22 protein-coding genes are annotated in these 25881 nt (G+C 31.2%); 15 read left to right on the top strand and 7 right to left on the bottom strand.

Annotation, left to right across the window (positions count from 1 at the left end; translation table 11 throughout):
• Positions 1–271: 271 nt before the first annotated feature.
• Genes HN894_02860 through HN894_02845 form a run of 4 tightly spaced genes read right to left on the bottom strand, consistent with a single transcriptional unit; the run spans position 272 to position 1278 of the window.
• Positions 272–502, bottom strand: coding sequence for a nucleotidyltransferase domain-containing protein (locus HN894_02860; GenBank protein MBT7142253.1), 231 nt, complete (start codon positions 500–502; stop codon positions 272–274).
• A 58-nt stretch (positions 503–560) separates the two neighbouring features.
• Complete coding sequence (locus HN894_02855; protein ID MBT7142252.1) at positions 561–824, bottom strand: DUF2442 domain-containing protein; 264 nt, start codon at positions 822–824, stop codon at positions 561–563.
• A complete protein-coding gene (locus tag HN894_02850; GenBank protein MBT7142251.1) occupies positions 802–1041 on the bottom strand; it encodes a DUF4160 domain-containing protein in 240 nt (79 codons plus the stop codon). Before HN894_02850 ends, HN894_02855 begins: the two co-directional genes overlap by 23 nt.
• Before the next feature lie 6 nt (positions 1042–1047).
• Positions 1048–1278, bottom strand: coding sequence for a hypothetical protein (locus tag HN894_02845; GenBank protein MBT7142250.1), 231 nt, complete (start codon positions 1276–1278; stop codon positions 1048–1050).
• A gap of 185 nt (positions 1279–1463) precedes the next feature.
• Here HN894_02845 and HN894_02840 point away from each other — a divergent pair, with 185 nt between their 5' ends.
• On the top strand, positions 1464–2303 hold the full coding sequence (locus HN894_02840; GenBank protein MBT7142249.1) for a DUF2202 domain-containing protein: 840 nt from the start codon (positions 1464–1466) through the stop codon (positions 2301–2303).
• Between the two features lie 378 nt (positions 2304–2681).
• Here the strand turns inward: HN894_02840 and HN894_02835 are convergent, their stop codons facing one another.
• The 3 genes from HN894_02835 to HN894_02825 all read right to left on the bottom strand — a co-directional run bounded on the left by HN894_02835 (position 2682) and on the right by HN894_02825 (position 7866).
• Positions 2682–3311 (bottom strand): M23 family metallopeptidase, encoded by a 630-nt coding sequence (locus HN894_02835; protein ID MBT7142248.1) that lies wholly within the window; start codon positions 3309–3311, stop codon positions 2682–2684.
• 81 nt (positions 3312–3392) lie between these two features.
• The gene (locus HN894_02830; protein MBT7142247.1) at positions 3393–4751 is read right to left on the bottom strand and encodes a peptidoglycan synthetase; all 1359 of its coding nucleotides are present in this window, start codon (positions 4749–4751) and stop codon (positions 3393–3395) included.
• Between the two features lie 196 nt (positions 4752–4947).
• Positions 4948–7866: an insulinase family protein gene (locus HN894_02825; protein ID MBT7142246.1), complete on the bottom strand. Its 2919-nt coding sequence runs from the start codon at positions 7864–7866 to the stop codon at positions 4948–4950.
• A gap of 141 nt (positions 7867–8007) precedes the next feature.
• Here HN894_02825 and HN894_02820 point away from each other — a divergent pair, with 141 nt between their 5' ends.
• The 14 genes from HN894_02820 (at position 8008) to HN894_02755 (ending at position 25870) form a co-directional block, all read left to right on the top strand.
• A complete protein-coding gene (locus tag HN894_02820; protein ID MBT7142245.1) occupies positions 8008–9654 on the top strand; it encodes a T9SS type A sorting domain-containing protein in 1647 nt (548 codons plus the stop codon).
• Positions 9655–10103: 449 nt separating this feature from the next.
• Complete coding sequence (locus tag HN894_02815; protein ID MBT7142244.1) at positions 10104–10586, top strand: hypothetical protein; 483 nt, start codon at positions 10104–10106, stop codon at positions 10584–10586.
• Between the two features lie 117 nt (positions 10587–10703).
• Positions 10704–11411 carry a DNA alkylation repair protein gene (locus HN894_02810; protein MBT7142243.1) on the top strand — a complete coding sequence of 236 codons (708 nt, stop codon included), beginning with the start codon at positions 10704–10706 and terminating at the stop codon, positions 11409–11411.
• Positions 11412–11921: 510 nt separating this feature from the next.
• Positions 11922–13709, top strand: a complete 1788-nt coding sequence (locus HN894_02805; protein ID MBT7142242.1) for a sulfotransferase — start codon at positions 11922–11924, stop codon at positions 13707–13709.
• 52 nt (positions 13710–13761) lie between these two features.
• Positions 13762–14955 carry a glycosyltransferase family 4 protein gene (locus tag HN894_02800; GenBank protein MBT7142241.1) on the top strand — a complete coding sequence of 398 codons (1194 nt, stop codon included), beginning with the start codon at positions 13762–13764 and terminating at the stop codon, positions 14953–14955.
• An 8-nt stretch (positions 14956–14963) separates the two neighbouring features.
• On the top strand, positions 14964–15707 hold the full coding sequence (locus tag HN894_02795; protein ID MBT7142240.1) for a hypothetical protein: 744 nt from the start codon (positions 14964–14966) through the stop codon (positions 15705–15707).
• Between the two features lie 54 nt (positions 15708–15761).
• Positions 15762–16544, top strand: coding sequence for a sulfotransferase (locus HN894_02790; protein ID MBT7142239.1), 783 nt, complete (start codon positions 15762–15764; stop codon positions 16542–16544).
• A 44-nt stretch (positions 16545–16588) separates the two neighbouring features.
• A complete protein-coding gene (locus HN894_02785; GenBank protein MBT7142238.1) occupies positions 16589–17416 on the top strand; it encodes a hypothetical protein in 828 nt (275 codons plus the stop codon).
• Between the two features lie 323 nt (positions 17417–17739).
• Positions 17740–17985, top strand: coding sequence for an acyl carrier protein (locus tag HN894_02780; GenBank protein ID MBT7142237.1), 246 nt, complete (start codon positions 17740–17742; stop codon positions 17983–17985).
• A gap of 126 nt (positions 17986–18111) precedes the next feature.
• On the top strand, positions 18112–19605 hold the full coding sequence (locus HN894_02775; protein ID MBT7142236.1) for an MBOAT family protein: 1494 nt from the start codon (positions 18112–18114) through the stop codon (positions 19603–19605).
• Between the two features lie 20 nt (positions 19606–19625).
• Entirely contained in the window at positions 19626–20570 is a 945-nt protein-coding gene (locus tag HN894_02770; GenBank protein ID MBT7142235.1) for a hypothetical protein, read from the top strand.
• Positions 20571–20657: 87 nt separating this feature from the next.
• Positions 20658–23405, top strand: a complete 2748-nt coding sequence (locus HN894_02765) for a T9SS type A sorting domain-containing protein (protein MBT7142234.1) — start codon at positions 20658–20660, stop codon at positions 23403–23405.
• A 39-nt stretch (positions 23406–23444) separates the two neighbouring features.
• Complete coding sequence (locus HN894_02760; GenBank protein MBT7142233.1) at positions 23445–24272, top strand: hypothetical protein; 828 nt, start codon at positions 23445–23447, stop codon at positions 24270–24272.
• A 71-nt stretch (positions 24273–24343) separates the two neighbouring features.
• Complete coding sequence (locus tag HN894_02755) at positions 24344–25870, top strand: AMP-binding protein (protein ID MBT7142232.1); 1527 nt, start codon at positions 24344–24346, stop codon at positions 25868–25870.
• Positions 25871–25881: the final 11 nt, after the last annotated feature.

Genomic DNA, 25881 nt, shown 5'->3' with positions numbered 1-25881 from the left:
GTGTGTCAGATTTGAACTACCACAGATTTTTATTTTTGAGTAATAGCGAGCTATTTTGATGGAATAAAAATTGAGGACGGTCAAAGATGATGTGCAGTTTGGGCTTGTAGTAGAAATATTTATGAATTATTCAGGTTAGAAGTCGCCATAAAGGCGACTTCTAAAATACAAATTTCTTCGTTGTGTCGAAATTTAAAAATCCTCATTTACAATAGTAAACTTCGGTTTTAAAATTTCTTACGCCTTGAACTTTACTATTTTTAGAGCTCCCCTAAAGTAAAATATCTATTGGTTTCTGAGAAATCTGACTAATTTCTCTACGAATATCTCTAATCAATTCTATTTTTCGTTTTTTTCCTAAATCAGTAATGATACAAAAATCCAAGTCGCTTCTTGCCTGTAGTTCCCCATAAGCAAAAGAACCAAATAAAAATATTTTTTTTGCGTCAAACTTATTAGCAATACTTTCAGCTAACACATTGATTTGTTTTTTTGTAATCATACCTTCAAAAATTTTAGACAAATTTTAAGTCATTCAATCTTTAAGGGTTTGCAAATGGTTATGCTACTTGGACATCTTGAAGTGAAATTCCTTGAAAAAATCCGCAAATACTTAAATCTTCATCTAAATCTATCCAATGAATTCCTTCTCCGTCACCCAATATCTCATAATTTTCAAGCTGTTCTTTTGTAGCATTTTCCAGTGATGGATACCAAACCAAAGGTACATTTATACTTCTTCCATCTTTCAAAAAAACTATTAGTTCATCTTCTGTAATTTTCAATTTATAAGCCAATGGCTCATTTTGTATTAAAATACTCATTCCAAACCTCCAAAAATTTATTTTTATTTTCTGCAACTAATTTTTCCAATCTTCTCAATTCTTTTGGTGTAAATCTAATTGATTTTGATAATTTTACCGGAGTTAGCCAAAACTTTGCCGTTTTATTATCACTTTGTATATGAATATGTGGTGCTTCACCTAATTCATTACTATAAAAGAAAAAACGAAATTTACGAATCCATATTATTGTTGGCATAGCTTTCTATTTACCAAGCACTGCTACAGTGTTGTGAACATTGCCTTTTTCAGTATTTTCTAAAGTTTCAGTACCAACATGAATTAGTGAAAAATTATGCTCTTGTATATAATGATTTACAAAGCTCGCAAATTCACCTATATCAAATTGTTCATTACAATGTGTACATGTTTTACCATATTCAGTAGTAACATGAACAATTTCTTTAAACCCAATAAGCTGATTTGTTTTAGTCATTTTTCTCTTATTTTAATGAAATAATACATATTAGCTAACAAATATATATTTTATATCTCAAATAAGCAAAAAACCATTATTTAAAATAATTCGCTGGTTTTTTAAAATGCTTGTGTCTTATGAAGTAACCGGTTAAAAATTCTTAAAATAAATTCAAATTATCAATTAAAAAATAAAGTATTATGATGAAGAAAGTAATTAAAACAAGATTTATTATTGTAGGACTAATCAGTTTATCAATATTTTTTGTTAAATGTCAAAAAGACGAAAGCCCATTGGAAACACCTACCGAGGATGTTGTTTCCCTAAATATAATTAAGTCGATGAGTTTAGACACAATTATGTCGTTCCCCTACGATTCTTTGAGTCAGGAAGAAACAGATGGCTTAATCCTTATGCGTGAAGAAGAAATTTTTGCACGAGATGTTTATTTAGGTTTATATAATATCTGGAATTTGCAAATATTCAGCAATATTTCAAATAGTGAAGACAATCATACAACTGCTGTGAAAGCCTTGTTAGACAAGTATGGTATAATTGATCCGGCCGCTAACTACCAGACAGGGGTATTTTCAAATCAAAACCTGCAAACATTGTATGACAATTTATTAGCACTTGGTAGCACCTCAATTATGGATGCATTGCAAGTTGGTGCAACAATAGAAGACCTTGACATTTACGACCTTAACCATATGCTCGACAGTATTGTTGATAATGCTGATATTACTTTTGTATATGAAAATCTGGTACGTGGTTCAAGAAATCATATGCGTGCTTTCAACAAACAAATTGTAAATTTAGGAGGAACATATACTCCCCAGTTTATTTCGCTCACTTTATTCAATGAAATTATTAATAGCCCACACGAACCAGGAATGAAAGGTGGCATTGGAAATGGTAACGGAAGCGGAAACTGTGGATTAAGTGGCACTGGGAACGGAAACGGAAACGGAAATGGAAACGGAAACGGAAATGGAAATGGAAATGGCGGTGGAAACGGAAATGGCGGTGGAAACGGAAATTAAAAATCATATAAAATAAAGAAAATTGCTATAACTACTATTGCAATTCACTCTATCAATATAAATATTTGGAACTATCGACTTTTGCTTAAAAGTCTGATAGTTCCAATTTGTTTTAACAAAATTTTATGACAATTTCAATGCAGCCAAATAATCAAAATATAATCATTTATATAAATTTGCAGTAACTAATCAGTGTCGGAAACATTAAGTTAATAAAAAGCTTTCTCTGTGAAACTCAGTGTTTTCTTTGTGATTCTTTGTAAAACAGCTATTACACAAAGTTGCTCAAAGAAGCACAAAGTGGCACAAAGATTAAAAAGAATTATTTAGAATCTGTATCATCAAAACTATTTTGTACACTGTATAGTTACTAAAAAACTAATGTACCCAATTTTTGAAATATTCCATCGGATTATAATAATACTTATCTAAATCAGATATATCATAACATTCAAGACAATATGTTCCAAAAAACCTAAAAGGTATTTTTTTATTTGGCTTAAGATGACGAGGCTTGATTTTCAAAATTTCAAAATGTAAGTGATCAAATTGCCATCCATATTGTTCCAACTCATTTTTATTCATAAATCGAGCTATTGAATAATTTGGATTTACGAAATCTCCAACACTTACGCTTATACCGGCAACATGTTCATAAACTGACCAAACTGTGTTTTGATTTTCATTATTATGCTCAATTATTATTTGGGCGAATGGGCCATCATCTCTAAAACTAATAATTATACCATGCATTATTGGGAAAATAGGCTCATTTTCATAGTTGTCGTTTGGTCGTTTAAAATCGATACCTGTATGATGATGAGCCGGAACATTTGGTCTGGCATTTCTCATTACCCCAAACTGCCCGATTGAAGTCAAATGAACTGTTTCCCATGACTGTCGGTTTTCAATATTTATTGGCAAATAACATTCAAATACTTGTTGACCAAATAGATATTCAGAAAAAAAAATTATTAGAAATACGGCAAATATTTTTGATTGGTTCATGAACACAGTTATTCAATTATTCGTGTGCTATTTGGCAGAATATTAATAGTTTGAAACATAAAGCAACTTAAAATTCACAGTTTATTTCAAAATAGCCTCCGATAATTCAACAAAATCCAAACCATCGAAATTTCCTGAACTCATCAAAAGCAAATTTTTATTATCCCAATTTTTCGATAAAAGTAGCTCCTTTATTTTTTCAGAGCTTGTATAGATCTTAATATTGTCGCCACCAAAAGCTCTTGCAACTTGCTCTTTTGTAATTTGTTTCAGTTTTTTATGTTCAATGGTATGTGGATTGAAATAAACAATTGCCTCGTCGGCTTTTTGCATCGAATCTTTATAAAATGATAGAAATTGCTCAGTCAAACTACTGAAAGTATGAAGTTCCATGCAGGCAATAAGTTTTCTGTCAGAAAATTGTTGTTTTACCGCTTCAACCGTAGCTTTTAGTTTGGAAGGCGAATGTGCAAAATCGGAATAAATATTTGTTTTTGAATTTTTATCGACTAATTGCAAACGTTTTGCTGCACCCGAAAAACTGCTAATAGCTTCATAAAATTCCGAATCCGATATTCCGAGTTCCGAACAAACAAGTTTTGCACCGGCAAGGTTTTGCATATTATGTTTTCCAAAAACTTCAATCGGATAAGTTTTTTCTCCAAAAAGCAAACTGGTTTTACTATTTTCAACTCTATTTTCAATTTCTGAATATGGTAGTTTTTTTATATCAAGTTTCACATTTTCAGTAATTTTCAAAATTTCATCGTCCTTCTCGAAATAAACTAGGCTGCCATTTTTATCAATTAAATCTGCAAATATTTTAAACTGTTCTACATAATTCTCGAAAGTTGGAAAAACATTAATATGATCCCAGGCTATTCCGCTAATCAGAGCAATATGTGGTTTGTAAAGATGAAATTTTGGGCGTTTATCAATTGCGGAACTTAGATATTCGTCGCCTTCGAAAATTGCAATAGGAGCATTTTCGGTAATTTTAACCATAGTCTCAAAACCTGTAATTTTTGCCCCAACCATATAATCAAAATCCATATCAAGTTTTTTCAAAACGTGCATTATCATTGAGGTAATGGTAGTTTTTCCGTGGCTTCCCCCAATCACAACTCGTGTTTTGTTTTTCGATTGCTCGAACAAATATTCTGGAAAAGAATAAACTTTAAGTCCAAGTTTTTGAGCTTTCAACAATTCGGGATTGTTTGCTCTGGCGTGCATTCCGAGAATTACTGCATCAAGTTTTTCTGTAATTTTTTCGGGAAACCAGCCCCATTTATCCGGCAAAAGTCCTTTTGCTGCAAGTCTTGATTTCGATGGCTCGAAAATTTCATCGTCTGAACCTGAAATTTGATAACCTTTTTCGTGTAAAGCGAGAGCCATATTGTGCATCACGGCACCGCCTATTGCTATTAAGTGTATTTTCATTTGTTTATATTTTGGTATTCATTCTTTTTGAAATTTATTTGAAAAAATGCAACAAATCAGTGTATGATAATAAATTGTAATATGCTAAAACAAAATAAAAAATCTAAACGCAAAGGTCGCCATGCAAATCGCAATGTTTCGCAAATAAAACATATTCAATAACTTAGTGTTTTTCGCATTTCTCATTTCGCATTTCTCATTTCCTAAAAATATCCTTCTTTTTCAACACTATAATTTCTCCATATTTTTCTAAATCCTCGAAATTTATACTTCTTTTATCTCCCACAATTGTTATCAAAATTGGTTTTCCTGAAATATTCTTTTTGTAAAAATCAGTTATATCTTCAAATTCCAGGTTTTTAATAATTTCTATATTGAAATTTTTCGGGTCTTCGGTATATCCTTTTTTTCGCCAATATTCAACATTGCTTGAAAGCCACCTAAAAGTGGGGCGACTTGAATATAAAGATTGCTCGAGCGATGATTTTATATAATCAATTCTATTCGGTTTTTCGGGCATATTTGTAAGCAAATCGCTCATAGTTGCAATTGCTTCTACAGATTTGTCGGCTTGTGTTCCAAGAAAACCTCTCAAATATCCTTTTTTATTTTCATAAAAAGGATTGCTAAAATAAGCATAAGACGAATAAGCGAGAGAACGGAATTCTCTAATTTCCTGAAAAACAATTGCCGACATTCCAGAGCCAAAATATTTGTTAAATCCCGAACAAATTACTCTATTTTTCCTATCGTTAGGTTCGCCATCAATCACAAAATGGATATGACTTTGAAGAGATTTTTTATCATTAACAAAAAGTATGGTGTTTTTGTCATAAGTATTTCTCTCTTTATAAATGGGCGATTTGGTGGCAATTGTAACTTCATTCAGGGGCAGCGATTTTTTTAGATTCTGAATCACTTCTTCATTTTCAATATTTCCAACATAGTGAATATCAAGCTCATATTTCAAAGCCTTTTTGAAAGTTGAAATTATACTATCGCAATTCAGTTTTTTAGTTTCTTTCACAGTCAAACGATCGAGATATCGCGATTTTTTGCCATAAATTGCATATTCTTTAAGTGCATCGCCAACAGTTCCGGGTTCCTTTTTCTCAAATTTTGTATTAGCTTTTACATCTTGAACAAGTTTTTTCAACTTCGATTCGTCAACTTTCACTTTTGTAAAAAACTCATTGAACAATTCGAGGGTTTTTTCAAAATTTTTATCCAAACCTGTTATGCTAAAAGAGAAATAATCTTGGCTGGCATGAGCATAAAACGAACTTCCAAGATTTTGCATACTTTGCTTAAACTCGTCAACTGTTTGAGAATCTGTCCCTAAATAATAAATATATGATGAAACTTCTTTCAGACGAGGCAATTCGTGAGTGCCTACACCAAATTTCAGTTTCAAACTAAAAATGTCGTTAATTGGATTTGGCGTTGAATAGAAATGCACTTTGTTGCTAATATCGGTTATAAATACATCATCCTCAGGCTTCGATTCATTTACATTAAAGTTAATGAATTTAATTTTTTCTTCCTTTGGTTCAATAACTTCAATCATTTTTCGATAGTCTGATTTCACTTCTGCATTTTGTGGTATGATAGGTTCATATTTTGGATTTTTAATTTTGTTCTTTTTGGGGAAACCCATCTTTGAATACAACACCAGATAATTTTCTCCATAGTATTTTTTTGCAACCCTAATTACATCTTCCAATGTAACACTCTGAATTTTATCGTTGTAAGCTAAACTTTCTTTCCATGATTTGTCTTGCAGAAAAACATCTATTAGTCTGTAAAACCTACGATAAACATTTTCTATGGATTTCTGGAAATCTACATCCATTTCCAGTTTTATTGCATCAATTTTTGTTTCATCGAAATTGCCGGTTTTAATTTTTTCGAGTTCTGCTAAAACAATTTTTTCAGCCTTGTTTAACGACTGCCCAAATATTTTTGGAATAAAGTACAACATACATCCGCCATGATCAATTTGATTTACATTTTCCATTCCCGCACCCAGCAATTTATTGTCTATCCCAAGCTTGTCTAACAATCCGGTGCTTGAATAATTCGAGAGCAAAGCATTGCAAACATCCAAAGCAGGCTCGTCAGGATGTCCTAAAGGCACTGTTCTGAAACCAATTACACCAACTTTTATAGGTGTCATTCTTTTAGAAAACAATTCTCTCCCTTCAAACTCCTTTTCTGGATATTCGGGTAAAGTAGGAATTTCTCCGGATTTCCATTTTCCAAATTTTTTATCAATCAAAGGAATTAGTTCATTTACATTTATGTCGCCCGTAAGAATTAAAGCCATATTATTCGCAACATAATAAGTATTGAAATATTCTTTCATTTTTGTCAATGAAGGATTTTTGATATGATCGACTTCGCCAAGAACCGATTGTTGTCCGTATGGGTGATTTTTGTAGAAATTTTTGCTGTATTCTTCCAGAAGTCTTCTGAACATATTATCCAGAGCACGATTTTTTTCCTCGAAAACAGTTTCCAATTCGCTTTGAAAAAGCCTGAAAACCGGATTAGTAAATCGATTACTATAAATTTCAAGCCATTTTTCAATTTGGTTTCCCGGAAACATATTGTAGTATGCAATACAATCGTGATTGGTGAAGGCATTAATATTACTTCCACCCATTTCCTCAAGCATTTTGTCCATTTCGTTTGGAATGGCAAATTCTGAGGCTTTCAAAGAAAGATCATTAATTTTCTGCTGAACCTTTTCTCTTTGGTCTTCATCGGAAATTGCTCCGAGCAAATCGTACATTAAAACTATGCTGTCGAGAAATACTTTTTCTTTTTCAAAATCGATAGTTCCAATTTCTTGCGTACCTTTAAATAACATATGTTCAAGATAGTGAGCAATTCCTGTTGCATCTTTAGGATCACGTTTTGCACCGCCTTTTACAATAATTGCACCTGCCACTTTCGGACTACTGTGGTCTTCGTTTAAATAAACTGTCAATCCATTTTCGAGTTTATATTGTTTAACGATTAGCGATTGGTTTATACTTTCTTGTGCAAAAACACTTAAAACACTAGAAACCATGATAATAATTCCAAATGCAATTATTGACTTTGTTCTCATAATCAGAAAATTTTAAAATTAATTTTTAATTTTATTTTTAATAAAAACTTACTATTTTAGCAAAACAAAAATATTAATAAAATATTATTATTTGCTGGCATCAATTTAATAAATCAAACGTCTAATTAAAAAAAAGAAAGCATGAAAAACCATTTATTACTTATCTCAATAATTTTCAGTTCCTTTTTTGTAAACGCTCAAAACCCAGATTGGCTTTGGGGCAATGTTGCCGGTGGAAATTATTATGATCTTGCACAAGGTATGTGTCAGGATTTTTATGGGAATATATATATCACCGGACATTTTGAAAGCGATAGTCTCTTATTCGGAAATGAATACTTCATAAATTTGGGACATTCAGACGTTTTTGTTGCTAAATACGATTCGGCTGGAGATTTTCAATGGGCAATAACAGGTGGTGGTTCTCAATATGATTTTGCTAACGATATTTATGCCGACCAACAAGGATTTATTTATATTATTGGAACATCTTATAGTAGTAACTTTCAGATTGGTTCTACCGGATTTTCAACTATGGGTTTCGGAGGTTATTTTGTTTCAAAAATAAGCATTAACGGATTCCCTCAATGGGCAGTTGATGGTGGAACAGAATTCGTAGATATCGGAAATGGAATATGTGGCGATCAGCAAGGAAATATTTATGCAACAGGAGAATATAGAGGGAATACTATGTTTTTAACAAAATTTTCTTCCGCCGGTGCAGAAATTTGGACAAAGATGGCAGACAGTTCGGGAAATTGTTTTGGTGAAAGTGTAAACATTTTATCTACAGGAGAAATAGTTGTAGCAGGAATGTTTGAGGATAGTTCAATTACTTTTGAAAACATAACTTTACAAAACAATGGAGAGTATGATATTTATGTAGCGAAATATTTGGCAAATGGAGATTTTGTTTCTGCTTTTAGTATAGGAAATGACGACTACGACTATGTAAATGATATAAGTACCGACAACTTTGGAAATTTTTATCTTACCGGAAGTTTTTATAGTCTGAATTTATTTTTTGGAGATTCAGTAATTATAAACAATAATCATACAGCAGAATTGGACGCATTATATATAGCAAAATACGGAAATTCCAATGCCGTAGAATGGATTAAAACCGGTAGCAGCGATTTCGATACCTGGGCAATTTGCTCTGAAGCAGACCAATTTGGCAACTTATATGTGGTAGGAGACTTTTGGGAAGAAATAAGTTTCGATGGCAATCCAATTTCTGCAGTAGGACAATACGAATGTTTTATCGCACGATTTAATCCGGCTGGTGAAATTGTTTGGGCTGAAAGTATAGGTAGCGAACGAAACGATTTTGCTAAAAGCATTTGTATTGAAGACACAAATCGCATTTATATCCTTGGTGGATACGAATATGAGAATATTTCGATTGCAGACTATACATATAGTAATTTAGGTGAGGAAGATATTTTTCTGGCTAAACGTAAGGCAAAAAGTTCTGTTTTTGTTCCTTATGAGCCACCTCCACCAGGATATGTCAGCTTTCTGGAAACTAAATTCGAATTGTATCAAAACTCGCCAAATCCTTTTGTTGATGTTACCAAGATTTCCTTTTACCTGCCTAAAAATTCCTATGTAAATATTTCGACATATAGTATCCATGGCGAAATGATAGAATGCGTACTTTCAAAAAAACTACATTCAGGAGAGCATTCAGTAATTGTTACTGCCGAAAACTATTCTCATGGAACTTATTTATATAAAATTTCCAGTCAGGAATTTTCAAAAACTAAACGAATGATGATTCAGTAGTTACTTTTTCATGAAGTATGTTTGGGTATGTATAAGCAAGATGCAAAATCCTGATAAAAATATGGACATTATTTATAAATAATTACAGGGAAATGAAAATTATTTTCTAATCTGGGATGGTAAATCAATAAAATTCTCGAAATTCAAAATCAAGCTTCAGGTAGATGTTTGGTGTGGAAATCATCAATCTGCAATTGGTTTGGTCATACAGGAGGCTTAATTTTAGGCACAGCCACAACTTTAGAGATTCATCCAAAAAGCAAAACAGCCATAATAATTTTTACCAATACACATTCTGAAATAGTATTGCCAGGTAACGATATATTTTGGTTAATAAAACAAAAAGCAAATGAATATATCCAATAATTTTTTGAACAATCTTTCAGCAAAATAAATGTTTTGTTATGAAGATGAAATTGTTACTCAAAAATTATATAGGAGGAAATTAGATGAAAATATTCATTATTATTTCAGCTAGCTTAATTATACTTATAATCCTGGCTTTACTTATTGCAGTGCAAAAGAAAAAGCCAAAATTTAATAATAATGGATATACTCCTCTTGAGAAAAAATTATTAACGGAACTATATAGTTTGTTTCCTCCGGCGATAAATAAAAAATTGCAAAAACAAATTGTCTATTTCGAACAAAAAAGACAATGGAGGCGCTACTGGGAAAATTGTATTTCTGTTGAATTGTTTGGAAATGATAAAACTCAAATTCCTGCTGAGATACAGTATAAAAACTCGGATATGATAAAAATAGCAATAATTGATTTTAAAGCAAATAATAATAAATACAGCGTAGAATTTGATAGTTACAATGGTAGAATTTGGAGCTGGAAAATAAGTCCTAATCCTAAATCAATTCAGAAAATAAACAAAATTGAAATTATCAATAAAAATATTCCTGAGCAAGCTATTTTGAGCTAATATCCTGTCCTTCAACTGGTTTTTTTAATTATTTAGAATTTCTATTTTTGTTGAGTTAAATTTTATATTTAACTAATAAAAATAATTAATGGAATTTATTAAAACTAAAATATAAAAATGACTGTTGAAGAAATAATGAAGAAGCTCGAAGAATTCGGGGATGAAAATACCAAAAAAACCTTAAAAAAGCACGGCGCTAAAGAACCATTCTTTGGAGTAAAAGTAGCAGATTTAAAAAAAATACTTAAAAAAACCAAAAAAAATCATGAGCTTTCCTTAGAGCTTTATAAAACCGGAAATACAGATGCGATGTATTTGGCCGGACTGATGGCAGACGAAAAACAAATTACAAAAGAACAACTGAACGAATGGGTTGACAAAGCTTATTGGCATTATTTGAGCGAATATGCAGTTCCATGGGTTGCCGCCGAAACCGATTTCGGATTTGAACTTGGAATGGAATGGATAAAATCTAAAGAAGAAAGAATTGCTGCTGCAGGATGGGCTACATTAGCCTATTATGCAGGAGTTAACAAAGATGAAGATTTAGATATTAAAACCTACAGCAAATTGCTTGATTCAGTTGAAAAAGAAATCCACCAAGCTAAAAACAGAGTAAGGTATGCAATGAATGGATTCCTTATCGCAATTGGTTCATACATTATTGAATTGAATGAAAAATCGAAAAAAATTGCAGCTATGGTTGGAAAAGTAGAAGTGAATATGGGAGGCACGGCATGTAAAGTTCCCTTAGCGAAAAACTATATTGAAAAAGTAGAAGATAGAGGAAATCTAGGAAAGAAGAGAAAAACCGCAAGATGTTAGGATTCTTTTCTATTGTATAAAGTTGAATTCCAAATAAAACAGAAATCTAATAACTAGAATTTAATACAAGAATTTGCCAAAAAAGAAATCATTATTACTTTTGCTACAAGATTTTTTTGTATTAACTAAACATAGATTTGAAGAAAGAAACAAATAATTACTTTCTCTGAAAACGGAAAGTATAGACCATTTGCAATACTAGGATGCAACAAATTTTATTAACTTTCAATAAAAAAAACTCTATCGTGAAAATTATAAAAGCCACTAAAATAACATTAGCTTTCCAGAAATATTTCTTCTCTAAATATTTAATATCTGAAACCTTAGGAAATATCAAGAACCAAATTGTAATATCGAATGAAAGGCAATTTGGAAAAATACCAATCTATTTGCAGTGCTGAATTACATAAATTCCTTTATTTAGCCACGAAAATTCTACCAAAATTTACAAACATTCTACAATAATATACACATGCTTTAATTGATAAATTCAATTATGCAAACTACCTAATGACAAAAAGGAGCTTGGCACATATAACACATCCGGTGTTCGACAAGGATAACAAAGATTCAGAAGCAATCCAAAATATTGCATTTGAAACAATGAAAATAGCTAAGTCGAAAGCAGACAACATTGTTGATGTTGAACAATATGTTGCCTATTATCCGGAAGATGAAAAAATTGTTCCAAGCTATCTCAAAAAAACAAAACCACTCACAAGGTCTGCTTATGTTATAAAGTCGTTTCACTTAAAACAAAAGCGTCCATTGCTAAAAGACATTCTCGACAGACTATATCAAAATAGCAATGCAGATTATTTTATCCTTTCGTCGCCAGACGTAGCTTTGATGCCCGAATTCTATACTGAAGTAAATAAATTGATAGATAAAGGAATTGATGGTTTTGTCATAAAAAATAAAATTGTAAAAGGCGATTTTTGCAGAATAGAGCAAATCCCGCAAATGTTTAAAGAAAATGGTGAAGAAAACGCCGGATTTAACGCATTTGTGTTTCCACGAAAAATATACAAGAAATTTATTCTGGCAAATTCATGTGCCCGAAGCAATTGGACAAGCAGAATTCTAATTAGTAATATATTTACCTATTCAAACGAATTTAATTTTGTTAAGGAGAAAAAGCTAATATTTTGTAGCGAAAAAGCCGAAAAAATCAGGACCAATACCCACCAATTGTTTCACTCATATAACGAGCAAGAATTATTGAAGGTTTTGGTTATATTGATGAAAGAACAAAAAGCAAAGAATAGTAAAATCATCACAAATTTTTACAATTTTCATAACAAATACGACCCAACAATTCTTCTTTCTAATAATAATCAAACAGACAACAGACCTAAATATAAGTTACAAGACAAACCTGAAAATATTTATCATAAAGATTTTAGACATAGCAGTTCGTGGCTTCACTTCAAACACCAGCGGCTACGACAAGATCCTATTTTTGTTATAGGGCAAGAACAACTTCACGTAAATTTCATACACTCAATAATAAATTCAAACTCAAAAATATACTCTATCCCAAATTTGCATTTTTTCGATGTTGTAAAAAAACAGTTTGAAGTTGAGAACGATAGCATACTTTTCGATTCTATTGACAGAACAATCAATGTTATTAGAAAAATTATTCCATTCTCGATAAATGCCGAAGAATACATTATAAAATTGTCGAGAAACAAATCGCTCTCGCCAAAAATGCTATACGAAATTGTAGTGATAGACAATATGATTGAAAATGTAAAACCCAAAAATATCAACCGCACTATATGGATGGAAAAATCTGCTGTCAATATTGATGCTCTCGAAATAATAACCAGATTTTATCCAGAAGCCAGAATAATTGCAGTAATTAGTAACCCAATCAGTAAAATAGTGTCCTTAAAAAACTCCGGTCAATTAATTTTTTCTGACCAAACTTATAAAGACAAATTTGATGAAACAATAAACCAGTGGCTGCAAAAAATTCAGGAAATTGAAAAATACAAAAATCTAAAGCCAGACAATTTCCATATAATTAAAATAGAAGAGCTTGCCAAAAACATTGAAGAAGAAGCAAAGAAAATCTATAAATTTATTGATATACCATATCATCAGGATTCGATCAAAATAAATGAAGGCTTTTTGAAAAAAGTTTCTCAATATAAAAGTTATGAAATGTCGCTTAGCGAAAAAGTAAAATTGTATAAAAAAGCAAAAGGAAAGATGATGCGCTATGGCTATGGTTCGCTTGTTTCAGAATTAAAAGTAAATCTATGTCATCATCTACTTAATAGAAATTGAAAATACAGTTAAATGAATTTTCGAATAGTAATAAGTCAAATATCAATATAATATGAGTTCTAAAAGAATACTTATTCAATATCCATACAATCCATTTACAAAAGCACACGGCGTTCATACCAGATATATGCAAATCTTTAAGTATTTGAAATCGCGTGGTATTCAGATTGATATGATTAGCCATAAAAGTTTTGGAGACCCTTGGAACGATGTAATGGTTATGTCGAACGAAATAGAGCATATGATTGATAATCTTTATGTTAATGACAAAGATGTACATCATTACAAAAAAACCAAACTTTCAAAAAAAATATCAGGCTTAATTTCCCGGAAAGAAGGCAAACAGACAGATTTTTTAGACAGCAATCAATTTCCGGATTATGCCTATCAAAACCTTCAGGAGCAATACAACAAAATACTGAAAACCAGAAAGTATGATATGGTCTTAATCACATATCCAATGTGGGCAAACCTTATCAAAAATATCGATAGAAGCATAACAACTTTTATGACAATCGAAGATTTTATGTCTTTAAATTATTTTGATAAAAGCAATGGGAAAATAAATATTGGTAACTATCTCGGAGAAGAAATAAAAAGGACAAATTATTTCGACAAAGTTATATGTATTTCTAAAGAAGAAATGGCCTTTTTCGAACGATTTTGCAAAAAACCAAAGTTCTACCATATTCCACACATGATGCCACTTATGGAAATGAGAACCGAAAACGAAAAGACCATAGATATCACATATGTAGGTTCAAACAATCAGTTTAACCGCGATGGTATGATATGGTTTTTCGAAAAAGTAGTTCCCTTCTTAAACCCCGATTATAAAATTACAATCATAGGAAAAGTCAATGAACATTTAGATAGATACAAAAATAAATACAGCAACTATGACTTTGTAAATTTTGCCGAAGAGTTAGAGCCATACTATCATTCAAGCAAAATTACAATTTGTCCTATGTTTGGCGGAACTGGCTTGAAAATCAAGGTGATTGAATCTTTATCGTTCGGATTGCCTTGTGTTACTACCGACTTAGGAATTGTTGGAATGGAAGATTCGTCAAAAAATGGTTGCATAGTTACGAACAATGCCGAGCTTTACGCAATGCACATAAGAGACCTTATTGAAAATCAAGAATACAGAAACAAAATTTCAAGAGAAGCTTACGAGTATTTTCAACAAAACTATACCGAAGAAGAGATTTTTTACAAAATGGATGATGTCTTTTTAAAATAGAATTAATAATGGAAAATATAAGGAAATTTGCAATAATTAGCATTCCTAGAACAGGCTCAAATATGTTGGTCGGTGCTTTAGATGCACATCCCGAAATAGTGTGTCATTACGAAATTTTTCATGTAGATGATATTTACTATTCAGGTATGTACGATTTCGACTGGAGCAAACATTTCACCAAAGAAACAAGAAATGAAAGACCCCAGAAATTTTTGAATTTCGTGCTTTCGCAAGCACTTTCAGAAAAAACTAAAGCAATAGGATTTAAAATTTTTCAGGATCAGAATAACTCATTCATGAAGAAAATTGCAAACAGAGATGATATCGACAAAGTTTTCTTGAAGCGAAAGAATTATTTACTCTCAAGAGTATCGCAGCTTGAGGCCGAACAGTCTGGAGTATATGATATTACTATCGACAAAAAAGACCGATTAAATAAGTCACAAAAAATATTTCTCGACATCGAAAAATTTCTATACTATGAAAATAGAAAAAGGCTGTATTTCGAGCAATTCGAGAATATTGCAAAAACAAGAAACCAAAGAATGATATCGCTTGAGTACGAAACTTTATTAGAAATAGAAAACCAGAAAAAACTCTTAAGTTTTTTGGAGGTAGAGCCAAACCCTGATTTATTGGAGATACGATTTAAAAAGCAAAATGAGAAAAAACTTAAAGATAGAATTGTAAATTATAAGCAATTATGTGCTAGACTATCAGGCACTCCGTACGAAAAATACTTAGAAGAATAAAGTGAATTTTTTTATAAAACATAAGACTAAAAAATAATTATCAAAAATAAAATCATGGAAAATAAACCACTATTAACCTATTTCGGACATCACAAATGTGGCACGCAATGGTTCAAAGCTATCATCACCGATGTCAGCGCACTTTTGAAAATAAAATATGTGAGTCATCATAATGCTAGTCAGTTCGACAAAGACCTGCCTAAATTTGTCGAAGGCAACCAAATGGATTTTTATTCTTTTATAAATGCACAATGGAAATTTATTAAAGATCTGAAAAATCACAAAGGCTTTCATGTGATTCGAGACCCAAGAGACATTGTAGTCTCTGGCTATTATTCACATCTATATTCTCACTCGACCCAGGCCTGGACACAGTTAGTCGAAATAAGAGACAAACTTCAAACCTCTTCGAAAGAAGATGGCCTAATGTCAGAAATTGAAAGATCCACAAACCTTATCAATCACATAAGCTCATGGGACTATTCCAACCCAAATATCATGGAACTGAAAATGGAAGAGTTTATGGGAAATCCTTATGAGAGACTGATTGATGTTTTTAAATTTTTAGATTTGGTTTATGATAAAGAGTCGCCACAAAATTTGAAAAACAATGACCGACTTCCTATTGGAAAATTCATGGCGGCAGCCTACTACAACCGTTTTTCGGCGAAAGCTAAAGGCCGTACCGAAGGACAGGAAGATCAGAAAAGCCACTACAGAAAAGGAGTTGCCGGCGATTGGAAAAATCATTTCACCGAAAATCACAAAAAAGCATTCAAAGATATTGCGGGGCAAGCACTCATAGAACTTGGTTATGAGAAAAATATGGATTGGTAATACTAAATTTTGTTTTGTTGCATATTTTACAATAATAGATTGTTATGAAAGAAATAGAAAAACCAAAGCTAAAAGAAGATATTTCTAATAAAAAAGAAACGGGGAAAAACGAACAATACGAGACTATGCTTCCCGAACAGGAAATGAAGGTATATGTCAAATATATTCAGAATCTGGAAAAACTTCCTGAAAAGAAATTTATGATTTTTGGTATTTCGCGTAGCGGAAGCACACTTTTAGTAAATCTGCTAAATTCTCACCCAAAAATTCATTGCGAAGGAGAAATATTAACTCAAAGGGTAACTAATCCATTCCTTTATGCAAAATGCCATCAGGCTTATACAAAAAAAGAAGTTTACGGTTTTAAACTTTTGGTTTATCATTTGAATGGGGTACAAGAAATTGACAAACCTATTAAGTTTGTTTCTCGCTTACATCAGCAAGGATATAAACTTATTCATTTGAAAAGGAAAAATGTTTTGAGGCAAGCATTGTCCGGCTTGTATGCCCGACACCTTGGAACTTTCCATATGTACACAGATAGAGCAAATGTTGTCAAAGACAAAATGCATGTTAATGTAGATAAACTATTAAAGAAAATAAAAGTAACCGAAAAAAAAGGAGTGTTCGAGGAAAAAGTGCTAAAACACATACCACATCTAAGTTTTACTTACGAAGACGACTTAATGAATCTGGAAGTACAACAAGCCACAGTAGATAAAATTACAAATTATTTAGAAATTCCCAACTCAAAAATTCATACAGATCATGTAAAAGTTGCTCCAAACAAATACGAGGATTTTATCGAAAATTCCGATGAAGTGATTGAAGCTATTGAAAACTCTAAATACAAACAATTTTTAGACTATTAAAATAAATTATCAAATACAAATTTAAGAAGTGTACAAAACTGAACTAAAAGCGAGGCGGTTTTTTCAGAATTTGCAAAAGAAAAAAACATTATTACTTTTGTTAAAAGATTGTTTAATATAGTAGAAAAAATGGAATTATTTAATGCAAGGAATAGAAAAAATAATATGACTCAAATTCCTCTTTTTGCAAATTATAAGTTCAAAAATATATGAAAGAAATGAGAAAGATAAAACATAGATATTATATACAGTGCCAAAGTATTATATAAATAAACTACCAGAATAAAATAATACAAGAATAATATTAATTAAAACTAATGAGAATGACAAGAGAACAAGTAATAGAAAGGCTAACACCAATTTTTCATAAGGTGTTTAAAGATGATAGCATAATTGTTACAGATTCGCTCAATGCAAATGATGTAAAAAAATGGGATTCATTATCTAATACACTAATGCTGGCAGACGTTGAAAAAGAATTTAATATAAAACTAAAGTTCAAGGATATTTCTAAAATGCAACATGTTGGCGATCTTATTGATTTGACAATAAAGCATTCAGAAAATTAATGTCTTGATCACTTTTTTAATGGTTCATTTCATGAAAATAATTTATTTATTAATACTGTTTTTGTAATAATAAAATAAGTTCTATTTACCTCAGCTTAAGAATTATAAATATCCAATTTAGCTAAAATGCTTTTTAACTCATTAAGTTTTATAATATTTTTTCCCATTGTAGTTGTTTTCTTTTTTGCACTACCACAGAAATATAGATGGATGTTGCTACTTGCTGCATCCTATTTTTTTTATCTCTCTTTCGAAATAAAATATTTCTTTCTTATAGCCACTTCAACATTAGTAAGTTACTATACTGCAATTTGGATGGGAAATACCGATGATGATAAATTACGAAAAAAGTTCTTGTTATTAAATTTAATAACAAATTTGGGGATTTTGTTCGTCTTCAAATATTTCAATTTTGCAATAGATACAGCAAATTTTACTTTAGAAAAAGTACAGATTGGCTATCAGATCCCGTTGATGAGATTGATGCTGCCGCTTGGAATATCCTTTTATACTTTCCAAATTATTGGTTACACACTCGATGTGTATTACGAAAGAGTAAAACCACAAAAGCACCTTGGAATATTTGCTCTTTATGTTTCATTTTTCCCACAACTTGTAGCCGGTCCTATCGAAAGAGGTGGCAGGCTATTGCCCCAGTTTTTTGTAAAACATAAATTTGATTACAATAGAGTGAAAACCGGTTTAATTATAATGCTTTGGGGATATTTTAAGAAGTTAGTAATTGCTGATAGAATTTCTGTAATCGTAGATCAGGTTTATGGAACACCTGAACAATATGGCGGTGTTGCCTTAATAATTACTACTGTACTATTTGCTATCCAAATTTATTGCGATTTTTCCGGATATACCGATATTGCAATTGGAGCAGCTAAAATCATGGGTTTTGACCTAATGATCAATTTTAAGCGTCCTTTTATTTCGAAAAACATATCCGAGTTTTGGCGGCGATGGCATATTTCACTTTCGACCTGGGCAAGAGATTACATTTATGAACCTATTGCTTTCAAAAGGAAAAATTGGGGAATGAAAGGTATCGTATGGGCAATTTTTGTTACATTTTCATTATTAGGTTTATGGCATGGTGCAAAATGGGCATTTGTGTTTTTTGGAGTTCTACAAGGATTAGCATTCTACTACGAAATGTTTACTAAAAACTTTAGAGCTAAACTTGCCAGAGCCATTCCTGCGATGATATATAACAAACTAAGTATATTATTGACATTCTCATTTTTCTGTTTCACAAGCATATTTTTCAGGGCAGATAATATTATAGATGGTTTCCATATAGCTGGAAGTCTTGACAATGGATTACTCGAATTTATTAGCAACTTTACCAAAAAATTACTTTTTGAATTCAGTCTGTCGCCTGGTGCTGAAGTGCTTAAGGAATTAGATTTGCAACCATTTGATTTTGTTATATTGATGTTTGCAATTTTTACTATGTTCCAATTCGAAAAATTTGGACGTGATGGATATTTTTGGGAAGTATTAGAAAAAGCTCCATTAATTGCTAGATGGACTGTTTATGCTTTTATCTTTACATTTATTCTAATGTATGGAGAATTTAACATTCAAGAGTTTATCTACTTTCAGTTTTAAGAACGAATGGATTACAAAAAATGAAAAAAATTATTATAAAGTCAATTATATTTATTTTGCTTTGGTTTGGCTTATTCAACTTCGTTATAGCCCCTGCATATTTATCATCATTTTTTTATAAAAACCTAAGCAATCATACAGCTTTTACCAGAATAAAAACGAGCAAAACATATGGACCTGAAAAAGTAGTATTTTTAGGCGAAAGTGTCGCAAACCAATTGTTTGGAAAAATGTCTAATACATTAACAACTTCTGGCGCTACTCTAATGGTTGGCAACTACATATTAGCCTATAATGCTATTCAAAACTATCCTAATCTAGAATATATTGTTTTATGTGCAGCTCCGGAAGTTATTGGTCAGGCGTTCGAAAGAGAAAAAACATACAACAACCTGATAAAACCATTTTTTACATACGAAAATAAAGAGCACTTTTCGGAACTTGTTCATTCTAAAATGAGACAAAAATGGTGGTCGTATTTTGCAATTTTGCCTGCTGTAAAAGTAGTTAGTTGTTTCTCTGATGTAGATTACAGTACTCTCCCAAAACTTCCCGAAAAAACTTTTTTCTCCGATATTGCAATAGAATATCTTGAAAAAATTTACCAACTCGCCTACGATAATGATATAGAATTTATTGTAGTTTCATCACCATTAAATAAGAAAAAATTTAGTCGTGAAATTGAAGATGACTGGTGGGATTTTCGTTCAGAAATTGAAGAACATGGATTAGAATATATTTTCATAGATTATTTTGACAACTTACTATACCTCGACAATAAGAATTTCAAAACAGATGGTAAACACATAAAAAAGAACTATTTAAATGAGAATAAAAACTACATAATATCAAGTATTTTACCTAATTTTGTTTATGAAGCAACTGACAAAAACTTCGGCAAGAATAAGAACAATAAAAAGAATAAGAACAATAAGAACAATAAGAACAATAAAAAGAAGAAATAAAATAGATTGAGTTTTCTATAATGGTAAATCTTTGGAAACTATATTTAAGGAAATCAAACTAAAAGCTGTTTACTAATATAAGAAATTATGAAAAAAATAGCTCCTAATAAACTCCTAATACTTTGGTTGTTATATATTTGGTCGAGTAATTCTATTTCCCAAACATGGGTATGTGGAGATGACCTAATTGATGTTCGCAATGGAAGACAATATAATACCGTACAAATTGATGATAGATGCTGGATGGCTGAAAACATCAATATTGGTATAATGATAGATGGAGACAGCAGTCTTGCCAATAATAACATTATAGAAAAGTTTTGCTTCGAAAATGATTCAATTAATTGCGAACTTTATGGAGGAATGTACAATTGGAATGAAATGATGCTGTGGGATACCATAGAATCTTGCCAGGGAATTTGTCCGGATGGTTGGCATATACCAAGTGATAGTGAGATATTTGATTTAGAAACTTTTTTTGATTCAACAATAACTGATCCATTTTCCTTTGGACTTAGAGGAACTGATGCTGGTAAAAAACTTAAAATGGGAGGAATATCAGGCTTTAATTTTTTATTAGGCGGTTCACATTATTTTCATTCAAAAGGATTTATAAGAGTTGGTTATACAGGTGGATTATTAAGCTCATCGCAATTTTCTTCATTTAATGCACTTGGGAGAGGATTTATATTTAATGAAGACCAAACCGGAAGAGAAACAAAAATGAAACACCATGCTTACTCAATAAGATGTTTAAAAGATTCCTCAAGCAGTTCTTGTTTGCCAATGCCTTCAATATCTCATGCAGGACATGACCAACTATTTGTTACCGATACATTTGTGTATCTGCAATCAAATGTTCCTATTTTTGGGAGTGGAGTGTGGAGTTTATCAAGCGGATTAAATGGTAATTTTTCAAATATATATTCAAATACTTCTACATTTTTTGGGATACCTGGACAAACATATAAATTGGTGTGGAGTATTTCAACTAATTGTAACACATCAAATGATACTCTAATTATTCGATTTCTAAGTCCATTTTCTCAAGATATAGCCTGTGGAGACACATTAATTGACATTAGAGATGGGCAAAAATATCCAACAGTCAAAATTGGCGAGCAATGCTGGATGAAAGAAAACCTAAATATTGGGAACAAGATAATAATTGATACGGCAAATTTTACCCAGCAGTTAGACAATAATGTAATTGAAAAATATTGCTTAAAAAACAAAGATTCAAAATGCAATATTTATGGAGGACTATACCAGTGGGATGAGATGATGCAATATTCTTCCACTTCTGGGAGTCAAGGTATATGTCCCTCAGGCTGGCATATACCAACAATATCTGAATATTATACTCTGATAGATTATTATGGAGGAAATGAAGTTGCATCCGGTCCCCTAATGGATACATCAACAGAATTTTGGGCAATCCCAAATAATATTGCTACAAATGCAAGCAGATTTTCTGCATTGGGTACAGGATATATAGCTATAGATGGATCATCAAAATATGAACATGATATTGAATTGCTCTGGTCCTCTTCTGAAAATACAATTGGTAATGCATGGAGGATTGGTTTAAGCAGCAATACTGAAAGAATTTATAAATTAAGTAGTGATAAACTGAATGCAAAATCAGTACGCTGTATAAAAAATCCATGTTCGCCCCAACCTACTTACTCAAATGCCGGTGCTGATCAAATCATTCAAGGGAAATTTGCCAGCTTAAATGCCAATACTCCATTTGTAGGTTTAGGAATGTGGTCAATTGAAGATGGTGTTGGAGGACATTTGCAAAATGACACATTACCAACAACTCTGTTTAAAGGAATACAAGGCAACACTTATATATTAAAATGGACTATTAGTAACACATGTGGCAGTTCTGAAGATTTTATTACAATTAGTCTATTATCTTCATTTTCAAGTTGTGGCGATACTTTAACAGATTACCGTGATGGAAGAAAATATTCCACAATCCAAATAGGTTCACAATGTTGGATGGTTGAAAACCTAAATATTGGAATTTTTATTCCAAGTACCAATACGCCCGGATTGATACATTCTGACCTTTCAAACAACAATATTTTCGAAAAGTATTGTTACAATAATGATACTGGCTATTGTAGTGATTACGGTGGTTTATATGATTGGGATGAACTTATGAAATATAATACAATGGAGGGATTTAGAGGAATTTGTCCCAATGGATGGCATATACCTACAGATCTTGAGTTTTATAATCTTGAAAACTTTGTTGATACAAATATTAATGATCCAAATTTAATTGGCTGGAGAGGCATTGATGCTGCTGTGAAAATGCAAAATGGAGGATCATCGGGTTTCAATTCCCTTTTTGCAGGTTATAGAGATAAAACAGGTAGTTTTAAGAAGATGAATAATAAATCATTTTTCTGGACTTCAAGTGAAATTAGTACACAAAAAGTATGGCATCGTCAAATTCATAATGGGTACTACCAAATTAATAGAGATGAGTTGGTAAAAAAAGACGGATTATCAATCCGATGTATTTTAAACAGTAATAATAAATCTTATTCATTTGAAAATAAAGAAGACATAAGAATCAAATTGTTCCCAAATCCAACATCCGGGAAACTTGAGATTTTATGGAATAGTGTAGCTGATACAAAATACAATATTGTTATCACAAATCTTATGGGTAATATTTTATTCAATAGAAGTATTACGCTTGATAATGAACAGAAACTGACATTAGATATTTCTGATTTTCCGGCAAATGTTTATTTGGTGAAAGTTTTTAATAAAGAAATATACACAATCAATAAAATTATTATAATAAAATAAACTATGATTTTGAATTATTTTATTAAGCAATAGAAGACGATGAAAACAGAAGATATACAAACAAAAAAAGAAGATATTAATACTAATGAGGAGGTAAACCAAAATAAAAATGAAGATAAGAATATATCTATTGAAAGAGAGCTGAAGACTTTTGTTAAATATGTTCAGAATATTTCTAAATTACCAAAAACGAAATTCATCATTTTTGGCTTAGGTCGTAGTGGCAGCACTCTTCTTGTAAGCCTTCTAAATGCAAATCCAAAAATACATTGCGAAGGCGAAGCTTTGATACATAAGGTACAAAATCCATTTCTCTTTACAAAATGTCGTCAGGCTTTTTCTACTAAAGAAGTTTATGGATTTAAATTGCTTCTTTATCATTTAATTGATGTACAAGAAATAGACAAGCCAGCCAAGTTTATTTCGCGTTTATTAAAAGAAGGATTCAAACTTATTCATCTGAAAAGACAAAATATTTTAAGACAAGTGCTCTCCGGAATGTATGCAAGGCATCTTGGAACGTTCCACATGTTTTCAGGTAATGAAAATATTGCTAAGGATAAAATGACTATTGATATAGACAGACTATTAAATAAGCTAAAGTCAACCGAAAAGAAAGGAATGTCTGAAGTAAATATACTAAGAAATCTTCCCCATATAAGTTTTACTTATGAAGAAGATCTGATGAATCAGGAATCTCAACAAGCAACAGTTGATAAAATTACCGAATATTTAGAAATACCTACTTCAGAAATTCATACAGATCATATGAAAATTGCACCAAATCGGTTTGAAGATTTTATCGAAAATGCTGAAGAGCTCATAGAAGTTTTAGGGAAAACAAAATACAAAGAATTTTTAGATTAATACAGAAGATACATTACGAATGAAATAATACTATTACAATTTGTGTCAATTTTTATTATTGAAATATTTATATGAAAACAGAAAAATCAACTATCCATTATTTCCTGAAAAATTGCAAAATATTCCCGGATAGAACAGCAGTTTTTGTTGATGACAGGGAATATACTTACAATGAACTGTTAATAATAGTAAGCAATATTCGATCAGAACTAATAATGACCCAAAACAACAAGAAACTGATAGGAATATTAACTGAGCGAAACATATATACCTATGCCTCATTGTTGGCAATTTTTTCACTTGGTATAGCTTTTGTTCCCTTGAATGGAGAAGATCCTGTTGAGCGACTTGCAGAAATAGTTTCCGATTCTGAAATAGATACAATTCTTGTAAGTAAGTCGAACAAAAAAAATGTTGAAATTGAAGCAAGCAATAAAAAAGTTAAGTCAATCGAAACTTCTTTAATAAATGATGCAAAAATTATTGATGCAATTCCTGCAATTGAAGAAAACAGTTTGGCTTACATGATTTTTACATCAGGAAGTACCGGAAAACCAAAAGGAGTTCCAATTTATAACAAAAATCTGAATTCCTTCCTTTCGTTTATGACTGATAAAAAGAATTATCAACTAAACGAGGATGATAGATTTTTGGAAATGTTTGAATTAACATTTGACGCTTTCTTGATAAGTATAGTTACAGCCCTTTCAATTGGAGCTTCATTTTATGTTGTTCCTCTCGAAGGAGTATATTATTTCAACATTTACAATCTTATGGAAGAAAAAAAGATCACATTTGCAAATGTTGTCCCTTCATTAGTAACATATCTCAAACCATATTTTTCTGAATTGGATTTACCTCATTTAAAGTACTTCTTGTCGGGAGGTGAAGCTCTATCGGACGAATTGATGTCGGAATGGTCTAAGTGCATGCCAAATGGGGCAATTGAAAATGTTTACGGACCTACCGAATCTACTATCTTTTGCACAAGCTATAAATGGCATCCAAGCGAAACAAAAAAGGAAATATATAATGGATTAATGCCAATTGGTAAATCTTTAGACAACTCATTTGTTTTAATAATTGATGAAGAAAACAATGTTTTACCAGACGGTGAAAAAGGCGAAATGCTTTTATGTGGAGAATTAGTTACAAATCATTATTGGAAAGATGATAAAAAAACTATGGAATCATTCATACAAATTGAATATGACGATAAATTAATTAATGGATATAAATCTGGTGATATAGGCTTTGTTAATGAAAATAAAAATTTAGTTTTTGTAGGGAGAGTTGACGAACAAGTAAAAATTGATGGTTATAGAGTAGAACTCGGAGAGGTAGAATCAAGAGTAAAAAATATTAGCAATCTTCAAAAAATAGCTGTGATTACAAAAACCAATGAAATGGATAACTTATCAATCCATCTTTTTATTGAGGATTACAAAAATGATATTTCAACCTTATCTGAAAATCTTGCAAAGAAAATGCCATCATATATGCTTCCTTCAGAAATACATAATATAGATAAGATTCCAATAACCGCGAATGGAAAAAATGATAAGAAAAAACTTAAGAAATTATTAGAAAAAATTTAAGTTTGAAAACT

It is taken from the genome of Bacteroidota bacterium, assembly GCA_018692315.1.
Classification (GTDB): domain Bacteria; phylum Bacteroidota; class Bacteroidia; order Bacteroidales; family JABHKC01; genus JABHKC01.
The sequence above is the reverse complement of the archived record's forward strand: the minus strand, read 5'-3'. Positions and strand labels throughout refer to the sequence as shown.